Origin of the sequence: uncultured Leptotrichia sp. (genome assembly GCF_938036635.1) — a bacterium.
Classification (GTDB): domain Bacteria; phylum Fusobacteriota; class Fusobacteriia; order Fusobacteriales; family Leptotrichiaceae; genus Leptotrichia; species Leptotrichia hongkongensis.
In genome coordinates this window covers 1-8,016 of record NZ_CALHQO010000377.1, presented here as the reverse complement: position 1 = coordinate 8,016, position 8,016 = coordinate 1, and the positions used below count along the sequence as shown (strand labels likewise).

General features: G+C 30.5%; 5 protein-coding genes and 1 pseudogene. 4 read left to right on the top strand and 2 right to left on the bottom strand.

Annotation, left to right across the window (positions count from 1 at the left end; translation table 11 throughout):
- Positions 1 to 687: pseudogene (locus Q0370_RS07510) on the bottom strand (hypothetical protein); the annotation flags it as partial.
- A 188-nt stretch (positions 688 to 875) separates the two neighbouring features.
- Here Q0370_RS07510 and Q0370_RS07505 point away from each other — a divergent pair.
- The 4 genes from Q0370_RS07505 (at position 876) to gltS (ending at position 6,105) form a co-directional block, all read left to right on the top strand.
- Positions 876 to 2,588: a proline--tRNA ligase gene (locus Q0370_RS07505; RefSeq protein WP_299574120.1), complete on the top strand. Its 1,713-nt coding sequence runs from the start codon at positions 876 to 878 to the stop codon at positions 2,586 to 2,588.
- Positions 2,589 to 2,783: 195 nt separating this feature from the next.
- Positions 2,784 to 3,410, top strand: a complete 627-nt coding sequence (locus tag Q0370_RS07500; RefSeq protein WP_299574117.1) for an HAD family phosphatase — start codon at positions 2,784 to 2,786, stop codon at positions 3,408 to 3,410.
- 143 nt (positions 3,411 to 3,553) lie between these two features.
- A complete protein-coding gene (locus Q0370_RS07495) occupies positions 3,554 to 4,642 on the top strand; it encodes a glycerol dehydrogenase (RefSeq protein ID WP_299574114.1) in 1,089 nt (362 codons plus the stop codon).
- Positions 4,643 to 4,863: 221 nt separating this feature from the next.
- Positions 4,864 to 6,105 (top strand): sodium/glutamate symporter, encoded by a 1,242-nt coding sequence (gene gltS / locus Q0370_RS07490; protein WP_299574111.1) that lies wholly within the window; start codon positions 4,864 to 4,866, stop codon positions 6,103 to 6,105.
- A gap of 64 nt (positions 6,106 to 6,169) precedes the next feature.
- Here gltS and Q0370_RS07485 read toward each other — a convergent pair whose 3' ends face one another.
- Positions 6,170 to 7,612 carry an acyl-CoA dehydrogenase family protein gene (locus tag Q0370_RS07485; protein WP_299574108.1) on the bottom strand — a complete coding sequence of 481 codons (1,443 nt, stop codon included), beginning with the start codon at positions 7,610 to 7,612 and terminating at the stop codon, positions 6,170 to 6,172.
- Between the last annotated feature and the right edge of the window lie 404 nt (positions 7,613 to 8,016).

Here is an 8,016-nt window from a genome sequence, read left to right as displayed (position 1 = left end):
GGTATCCCAATGCGGGATCATGATATCGGCGGCACAGGCTTTATGATGTCCATCAATTATAAAATTTATAAAACCGCCAAAATTATAAACAATCGCTCTTGGCTCATTATTATCTGTATTATTAAATTTATCAATATAATATTTTACTCTTTTTTCATCATAACAATCTGTTGTTTGTGTTGGATAAAGATAAACTGGCTGATTAAATACACAATATGTGTCACTATCTCTTAAATACGCTAGACCTGTTGCTGGAGAATCTGTCAACTTATTTGGAACATTCCAGAAAAAATTTCCATTTCCATCAATCGGATAACATTCTGCCTCTGCTATCATATAAAATCCTGTTTCAAAGAGTTTTAATAATGGATTCATTGCTTTTATAGAATTTTCCAGTGAAATAAAATCAGTATTAATTTCCTTCTGTATTTCCATAAGTTCATCACAATTTGCATTTTCTATTCCATAACCAGTTGCTAATAAAGAATTGCTCGTAGGACAACTTGGAGCATTTATTTGAACAAGAGGAGTATTATTAAGTCTTATTTCTGAAGAAAATATTTTAAGTTTTTCTGCACCATTTATATAAACTACTCTTGAATCTTTAATATTAATTATTTGAGATATGTCAGCTTCTATGTCTAATAACCCAACTGACAATTTTTCTTTATTTTTCTTAAAAAACATAATTTTTCACCTTTTTATTTCATTCTTGATTTATTATACCCTAAAATCTTTTTATAGTAAATTCATTTTAAATTATAAATTTACTTTCTCGTAATATTATTTTTTAAAAAACTATTGCTAAAAATTCAAAAAAAATATACAATATAAGCATTACAATACAATAAAAATTAAATATAGAAGGAGAAAATATGAGATTATCAAGAGCATTTTTAAAAACATATAAGGAAGCACCAAAAGAGGCTCAAATTGTGAGCCATCAGCTTATGCTTAGAGCATTTATGATTAAGCAGCTTACGAGAGGAGTTTATACTTATTTGCCATTTGGGTATAGAGTTCTTAAAAAGATAGAAAATATTACGAGGGAAGAAATGGATAAAGCAGGAGCTCAAGAACTGCTTATGCCTGTACTGCAGCCTGCTTCACTTTGGGAAGAATCTGGACGTTGGTTTGCTTATGGGCCTGAACTTATGAGATTAAAAGATAGAAACGAAAGAGAATTTTCGCTTGGGCCTACTCACGAAGAAGTTATTACAGATGTTGTAAGAGATTCAATTTCATCGTACAAGGAACTGCCTTTTAACGTTTATCAGATTCAGACAAAATTTAGGGATGAAATGCGTCCAAGATTTGGGCTTATGCGTGGAAGAGAATTTGTGATGAAGGATGCCTACAGTTTTCATTTGACACAGGAATCTCTTGATGAGGAATATTTGAACATGAAAGATACTTATTCAAGAATTTTGGAAAGAATGGGACTTAATTACAGGGCAGTCGAGGCTGATACTGGTTCTATCGGAGGTGATGCTTCACATGAATTTATGGTACTTGCAGAAAGTGGAGAAGATGATATTTTATACAGCGACTCTTCAGATTATGCAGCAAACGTTGAAAAAGCAACAAGTATTATTGAATTAAAGGAAAGCAACGAAGAAAAACTTCCAAAAGAATTAGTTGAAACTCCAAATGCAAAAACAATTGAAGAGCTGGCTAATTTCTTGAATATCCCTAAAGAAAAAACTGTAAAGGCAGTAATGTTAAAAGAAGTTCTTGAAGATGGGGAAAAATTTGTGCTAGCCCTAATTCGTGGAGATTTGGATGTAAATCCTATAAAATTAAAAAATGTAATTGGAGCTTCTACAGAACTTGAAATGATGAGCGAGGAAGAATGCGAAAAATTCGGGCTGGTTGCTGGATATGCAGGCTCTTATGAAAAAAAAGAAGGCTTATACGTTGTAATTGATGAAACTGTAAAATATGTAAGAAACTTTGCTTTAGGTGCTAATAAAGCTGATTATCACTATGTAAACGTAAATATTGAAGACTTGGCATATGACTTAGTTGCAGATATTAGAACTGCGAGAGCTGGAGATATTTCCCCTGATGGAAAAGGAGTTCTTAAAATTGCACGTGGAATAGAAGTTGGACATATTTTCAAACTTGGAGAAAAATATTCAAAAGCCCTAAACGCTACTGTTCTTGATGAAAACGGAAAACAGGCAGTTATGAAAATGGGATGTTACGGAATGGGAATGTCAAGAATCATTTCAGCCGCAATCGAACAAAACCACGATGAATACGGTATAATCTGGCCAAAAGCAATAGCCCCTTACCACGTTGATGTAATAATCGCCAATATGAAAGATGAAACACAGGTAAATATAGGTGAAAAATTGTATAATGAACTAAATCAAAATAAAATTGAAACTGTATTAGACGACAGAAATGAAAGAGCAGGATTCAAATTCAAAGATGCCGACTTAATTGGTTTCCCATTAAAAATAGTCGTTGGAAAAGGTGCAGCTGATGGAATTGTGGAAGTGAAAGATAGAAAAACTGGAGAAAGTACAGATGTAAAAGTTGAGGACGTTTTGAGTTTTGTGAAGAATTTTATGGCTGAGTAAAATTTTTGCCATTGCTGATTGCAGAATTAATGGTGAAGAATATCCGCAAGCTGAGAAGTATTTAAAAAATTATACAAAAACTTGGAAAAAGTGTGATATTATGAAGTTTAGGAAACAATATGTAATCATTAGAAACGTTGAAAATAGAAAAATTATTAATTAAAAGATAGACAAGTAGTCGGAGGTGCAAACAAAATGGAAAATATAAATTCTAAAAAAATAAAAAATATAGTATTTGATTTAGGAAATGTTTTAATAAATTTTGACAAAGACACTTATTTAAAAGAAAAATTGCCAAAAGAAAAAAGAAAAGATTTTCACGACAATGTGATTGGTACAAAGGAATGGTTAATGCTTGACAGGGGAACTTTGACTTATCCTGAAGCTAAAAAGATTTTTAAGGAAAGAAGTCCACATTTGGCTACTGAAATTGATAATTTTTTTGACAAGGACTTTTTTGAATTGTTAAAGCCTATAAAAGAAAATATTGAACTTCTTTACAAATTAAGAGATAATTATGATTACAAATTATATGTGCTTTCAAATTTCCACAAGGATTCATACGAATATGTCTTCAAACACAACGATTTCTTTAGATTATTTGAAGGCTGCCTAATTTCATGCTATTTCAAACTTTTAAAGCCAGAAGAAAAAATTTATGACACTCTTCTTTATGAATTTGGATTAATTCCAGAAGAAACATTGTTTATTGATGATATGAAGGAAAATATTGAAGCTGCTGAAAATAAAGGAATCAAAGGACTTCATTTGCCAGATTATACTAAATTAGAAGAGGAATTAAAAAACATTTTGAAAATTTAATAAATTTAAAAATCAGGAAGTTACTTTAAACATTATATTTGAATAATTTCTTGATTTTTTATTTTAGTTTTACCATTGACTTTGTGAAAAAATGCACTATAATATTATTAAAGAATTCTAAATTTTATAGGAGATGATTTTTTATGAGAAAGATTATTAATTCGCCCTCAAAATATATTCAAGGAAAAGATGAAATCGCTAATTTGGCAACTTATTACAAATTACGTGGTAACAGCGGAGCATATCTTTTAGTAGATAAATTTATTTTTGATAATTTTAAGGATAAAATTGTTGAAAGCTTTGAAAAAGAAGGTATAAACTACCATATCGAAGTTTTTGGCGGAGAATGTTCAAAAAATGAAATTAACCGAAATATTGATATTTTAAAAGAAAAAAAATGTGACGCAGTATTTGGAATCGGCGGAGGAAAAACTCTTGATGCGGCAAAAGCAGTATCGTATTATGAAAATATTCCTGTCTTCATCGTTCCGACAATTGCTTCAACAGACGCACCATGCAGTGCCTTATCAGTAATCTACACTCCAAATGGAGAATTTGAAGAATACTTGTTCTTAAAAGCAAATCCTGATATGGTAATAATGGATACTGATGTAATCGTAAATGCACCTGCCAGACTTCTTGTCGCTGGAATTGGAGATGCACTTGCTACTTATTATGAAGCCAAAGCCTGTGTTGATTCAAATGCCTCTTCAATCGCTGGAGGTGGCATTACAAAAGCTGCTATTGCAATTGCAGAATTATGTAAAGATACTTTATTCCAAGACGGTTTAAAAGCCAAAATTGCAGTAGAAAATAAAGTAGTTACGCAAGCTGTTGAAAATATAATCGAAGCAAATACTTATTTGAGTGGAATTGGATTTGAAAGTGGAGGACTTGCGGCAGCTCACGCTATTCATAACGGACTTACAATTCTGGAAGAAGGACACCACATGTATCATGGAGAAAAAGTTGCATTCGGAACAATTACGCAATTAGTTTTGGAAAACAGATGTCTATGTGAAATCAAAAAAGTTATAGAGTTCTGTAAGAGTGTAGGACTTCCAACAACATTGGATGAATTGGGAATGGGAAGTGTTTCTAAAGAAAGATTGTACGAAGTAGCAAAGGCAAGTACAGCCGAAGGTGAAACAATCCATAATATGCCATTCAAAGTTACTGCCGATGATGTTTTTGCAGCAATACTTGTAGCAGATAAACTTGGAAAAAATTAATTTAATTATTATTCTAAAAAATAAATATTTAAGAGGCTGTTTCAAAATGATTAAAATTTTGAGTTCAGCTTCTTTTTTTATAGTTTAGTTATTTTATGTTTTAAAAAAGAGAGTTGAATAAAAGAATTTTAAAATAAAAGTGCTTTTCTTTTAGATTTGCATTTTCTTAGATTTTATAGTATAATGTTTCATTACAAAACTTTAATATTGAGGTGATTATCATGATGAAAATTAATATGGATATGATTCAGACAATTGGATTAGCAGTTGTTTTGCTTTTAATTGGAATAAGACTCAGAAAAAAAATTAATTTTTTTGAGAAATATTGTATTCCAGCACCTGTTATTGGTGGATTTTTATTTTCAATAATTGTTTTTATCTTGAGGCAAACAAATATTGCTCAAATTAAATTTGATGATACATTGCAAAAATTCTTTATGGTAATGTTTTTTACAAGTGTAGGATTTAATGCTAGTCTTAAAGTGCTAAAAAAAGGTGGAAAAAAAGTTGTTATTTTCCTTTTTGTTGCAGCTGGATTATGTATTTTACAAAATGCTGTTGCAGTTGGACTTTCAAAATTTGTAGGACTTCCACCATTATTGGCATTAATGACAGGATCTGCTCCAATGACTGGAGGACACGGAACATCTGCAGCCGTAGCTCCAACAATCGAAGCTCTTGGGCCTATGTATAAAGGTGCAAATGCAATTGCAATAGCTTCAGCAACTTTTGGACTTATTATGGGATCTGCAATGGGAGGCCCTATTGCCAGCAGACTTATAAAAAAACATAAATTATTACCAGAACATTTTGTAAAAGATGGGATACAGCACGGAGACGAAGACATCGATGAAGAAGTATTAAAAAGGCAGAAGCCTTTTCTTGATGGGGAACGTTTTTCTATGGCATTTTTCTATATTCTGATTGCAATGGGAATTGGTTCATATTTATCAATATTTATTGACTATCTTATGAGTTTTACAAATTTTGAGGCACATTTTCCTATTTATATAGGGCCTATGATTGTTGCTGCAATTATTAGAAATCTGTCTGACAATGTGAAAGCATTGAATGCTCCAACAAAAGAAATAAGTATTCTTGAAGATGTAGCACTTAACCTATTTCTAGCAATGGCACTAATGACATTAAGATTATGGGAACTTATTGATTTAGCACTTCCAGTATTCATTTTACTTGTTGCACAAGTTATATTGATTTATTTCTATCTGATCTGGATAACATTTAAAGCGATGGGATCTGATTACGATGCTGCTGTTATGGTTTCAGGTCATTGCGGATTTGGACTAGGAGCAACCCCAAATGGAATTTCAAATATGAAAGCTGTTACTGAAAAATATATCTACTCAAAAATGGCATTTTTCGTAATTCCAATAGTTGGATCGCTTTTCATTGACTTTGCAAATATTAGTATTATTACAATATTTACACAGTTTTTCAAATAAATAATTTGAATAAAAAAACAAAAGAAGAATAGCTTTTATTAGTTATCCTTCTTTTTTTATTAATTTAACTGTTATACTCAAAATCTAAAATATCTTTTCTAATATCCCTTATCAAAAATTTTATTAAATTATCTGATTCTGTTTGAATTAAAAGAAACAATCTTGCCAGTATTTTACCAACAAAAACTTTTTTTATCTGATCCATCTCATTTAATGTATGATGTTTTAGAAAACTGATTAAATCATCTATCTTATTAACAATATTATTTACCGATATATTTTCAAACCGTCTATCCGAAATAAATCTTTCATAAATTGTAGAATTTTTATTAATTCGGATTCCCTCCTTCTTCTCCACAGCCGTAGCTTTTGAAAACTGATCATAAATTTCTGCATAAAGCATATCATTTGGCCCTTCAAATATAGTAAATGGCCTAAAGTCAATTGCCACATTGCTCATCGGATGCCCAGCTTCAAATCCTTTTGCCCCTAGAAGTTTCTGTGCAATTTTTGCTGCCTTGTAAGTATATTCAGTAGCAAGGCTCTTTATAATATTTGCTTCCATTAATTTATCTGAAACAGACTTATCTGGAGAGACATTGTTACAAGTATAGCTATACATAATTTTTGATACATCGTAAGTATTTTCAATTTCATTTAATTCATTTTGAACAAATGGTATTTCTTTTTTAGCAAATTTATTTATATTTTTTACAATATATTCCATAATTCCATGTGTCATTCCAACTAGCTGCAATCTACTTCTTATAAAGATATTTTGGAATTCTCTAAGGCAATTTGCCTTGCTTTCTGAAAGTTTTATTATATATTTTGCAGGAATTTTTGCATCAACATGATTTACAGCATATCTTACTGCTTTTAAACCTTCGGAATTTAGCACATCATAAGTTATATATTCTCTTGGAACTAAAATTAAGCTAATTACTTTTGATAATTTACCTTCTTTCTTTTCCTTTGCAGCAATTAATAAAAAATCACTTTGAGAATTTCCTTGCCAATATTTATCAGCTTTAACATGAATTGTATTTTCATCAACATATTCATAGTAAGACTGCATTTCTTTTGCGATAGCAGATCCAGAAGTTTCAGGCTCTGTTATAGCCAATCCTCCACCTTCTCCGTTAAATATCATTTCCAGACCTTTTTCAATTTGCTCCTCATTCCCATATTCAACAAGCGGCTGTAATACTAATGCTCCTTCAATTCCTGTTCTAAGTGTAACTGGTACGCCATAGTTCCCAGCGATTCTAAGCACTTCCTGAATTTCAAACTGACTATTTTTTCTTCCTCCAAATTTTTCTGGCAGAAAAGGCAGTAAAAGTCCACATTTTTTTATACTTAACCATTTCTTCTCTGACAAATAGTTCATTAAATTTATCTTTTCAATATTTCCATTTGAAAAAACATCATTGAAAGCCTTCTTTATATTAGACAGAAATTCTTCTGTATTCATTTTTAGCAAATTTTCATTTATAAATTTATTCATTTCTCTCCTCCAAAGCAAGTAATTTAAATCAAAATATTTTGATTTCAAAATAATTTGTTTATATAACAACTGTTATTATAACATATATGAAAAAAAATAACAATTTATATCAAAATTATACTAAAAACACTTTTTTTATCTACGCAAAGCTCAAAAATGCTTATTATTTTATAAACAATTAAAAAGCAGTCAACATAACTTCCCTGTTTATCGACTGCTTTCATTTTGCTTAAACTATTATCAACATTCTAACTTTTATTTTTTAATTTTATTTGTAGTTGTATCTTTTAAATTTACAGTTTTTGTAGTATTAGTGTTTAGGTTTGTTGTAGATGTTTTCGGTGCTTTTGGAGTTTTTGACTTTCTGTTTGAAATTGCACCTTTGATACTTCTTCCTATGCTAT